Annotated in this window: 2 protein-coding genes and 1 pseudogene; all 3 read right to left on the reverse strand. The window is 60.5% G+C overall.

Translation table 11 applies throughout. From position 1 onward, the window contains the following. On the reverse strand, window positions 1-884 hold an 884-nt coding region (locus tag EOA86_RS30335; RefSeq protein WP_128344993.1), incomplete at its 3' end, for a HAMP domain-containing protein. Window positions 885-1,149: 265 nt separating this feature from the next. Further along, entirely contained in the window at window positions 1,150-1,743 is a 594-nt protein-coding gene (locus EOA86_RS30340; protein ID WP_245497424.1) for a hypothetical protein, read from the reverse strand. Between the two features lie 116 nt (window positions 1,744-1,859). Beyond that, a pseudogene (locus tag EOA86_RS30345) lies at window positions 1,860-2,532 on the reverse strand (cell division protein FtsH); the annotation flags it as partial.

Raw genomic sequence — 2,532 nt, forward strand, 5'->3', positions numbered from 1 at the left:
ACGGTGATGGCCGGATTGCCAGCGTCAATCCCGCGCCGCCCAATCATCAAGGCCGCCGCGGGATTGACGCTGGCAATCCGGCCATCACCGTCGAGGACGGCAATGCCTTCGGCCGCCGTGTCGACGATATCCTCGATGTGGGCTCGCGCCGATTCAAGCTCGGCCGCCATGGTGTTGAAGCCATGCGCCAGTTGCCCGAACTCATCCTTGCGAGTGTGGGTTATGCGCGTCATGGCATCGCCCTTGGCCAGCGCTTCCATGCCTTTCGTCAGGTCTGAAAGCCCGGAGCCGAAACGACGCAGTAGCGCCGCCGCGAATCCGGCCGCAACCAGCATGGCGGCTGCCGCATTGAGGCCGACCAACCAAAGCATGTTGCTGGTGCGCCTTTCGGCATCGCCTAGCAGGGGGTCGTATTCCAAAAGCACGGCGCCGATGATCGTGTCCTCGGGATGTTCGATCGGAACGACCAGTAAGTCATCGATCTCATGAGGATCGTTAAACCTGCGTGGGACGCCATCCTCGAGGGTCTTGCCGACTTCATTGCCGGGGTCGTGATCGAACTTGTCGCCGATATTGTGGTCTTCGTCGGAAGCGTGGGCCAGGAGGATCTTGTTGCGGTCGACGACCAGGAAATCCCTGCGCAAACCATGGTGCTGATGCTCCAGAAACTCGCGTAGCGCGTCGGGTCGCTCGAACAGCGAAGGTGCCCCATCGGATGACTTGAAGACGATCGTGTTGGCCAATTCCTGCGCGACATTGGCCGCTTCGGTCAATCCCAACGACCTGATCGCGGCCATCTGTGTAAAAATCGCAACGCCGCCTACGAGGCCGATCAAAGCCGAGGCGGCCACCATGCTGAGAATGATCTGGCTCTTGATGCGCACGTCACAGGCCCGCTGAAAACGACGGCATCATACATACCCGATCGAGCCAGCATTTCATTTTCCGTCTTTTATTACCAAATGCTTATCAACGTCCTAACGATGAGCCAATCCGGCGGCTCTTTTGCCTCTCCGGCCCACAGCGATTTGCCTCGGGCGCCTAGTTGCGAGGGTGAGCATCCGACTTCGTACAGCGCCAGGCAGGCCATACGTACGGCCCTTGCAGGATTCAGCCGATAACCAGCCGGCTGCGCCGGCCCGCAAGACATCATTTCCCGGGCGCGCCCGGGAAATGTGTCATCAATTTCTGCTCGGCTGTCGCCCAAGCTCGATCGTGGGAACCGCGCAGAAGCAAGATGCTTATAACGAAAGCCAAAATTCCGGAAATCACGCCGAGAACCATCCCTGAACCGATCACCGATGTCGCAACTATGCCCGCAAAGACGCCTGCGATCGCGCCGCTGATCGTACTCACCATGCCTGCGGTCGTCATGAAATACTGCAGGGGCGATGGTCTCAGTCCCTTGTCGACGAGCACTGCCGAGCGGTCGTCGTGCGTAGAGTGGATAAGGTACTTTTGCATAATCGGCGCGACTTCGACGTAATAGTGCCGGATCCGCGCCATGCCACGGGCGTGCACCATATCCTCGATCGCAACCTGCACGGCGCGCACGAAAGTGACCAGACCGATGAAGAACAGGCAAGGCAGCAGGATCAGGCTGAACAGCACGAAGGGCATACCCATTTCCGTGACTTGCGCGACGAATGACAGAGCGATCGTTACGCTCGAGACCGACCTGAGGAACAGATTGGCGCGCTGGTTCGCTTCTTGAATCGTGGCTGCGCGGGCGGTCTGCAGCACGAAATGCTCGGTTGTCATGCACTGCAGGACTTGCTGCGTGTTGGTGCTCTCTTTCGTCATTGCGTCCTCCTTCGTTCGGCTCAACCACAACGCGACCGAAGGCGACTATGATTGGCCTACCCGCGCGACAAGTTTGTAGCCGCAGCCTTGCCTCGTCGTACCGGTCGCCTGCCCAATTCCGGTTCGGATGGCTCCGTGCGATCCGGTGCCGAGACGTTTCCGACGAGCGATGCGAGTTCAGCCTCGCTGAGCGTCTCGATTTCGAGCAGTTTGCGCGCCGTCTTTTCCAGCAGATCTCGTCTCTCCGTGAGGAGCCCGACGGTTCGCGCGAAAGCTGTATCTACGATGCTGCGAACTTCCTCGTCGATAGCTTCGGCGGTGGCCTCGCCGTAATCGTGCTCGCGCGAACCGCCGGCGAGTGGGTTGGGGCTCAGGAAGGAGCGCTGGTCCTTTTCCAGCGCCACGTGGCCGAGTTTTTCCGACATGCCGTAACGCGTGACCATGGCGCGGGCGATGTCGGTCACTTTGGCTAGGTCATCGGCGGCCCCCGTGGACAGATGCCCGAACACGATCCACTCGGCCGCCCTGCCGCCGAGCAGCACCGCCATCTTGTTCTCCAGTTCCTGGCGCGTCATGAGGAATCGGTCCTCAGTCGGCCGCTGGATCGTGTAGCCCAACGCGCCGACGCCGCGCGGGATGATCGATACCTTGTGTACGGGATCCACTCCGGGCAGCGCCATGGCTACCAGCGCATGGCCCATTTCGTGATAGGCGACGACCTCGCGTTCC

Source organism: Mesorhizobium sp. M5C.F.Ca.IN.020.32.2.1 (assembly GCF_004023105.1).
Classification (GTDB): domain Bacteria; phylum Pseudomonadota; class Alphaproteobacteria; order Rhizobiales; family Rhizobiaceae; genus Mesorhizobium; species Mesorhizobium wenxiniae.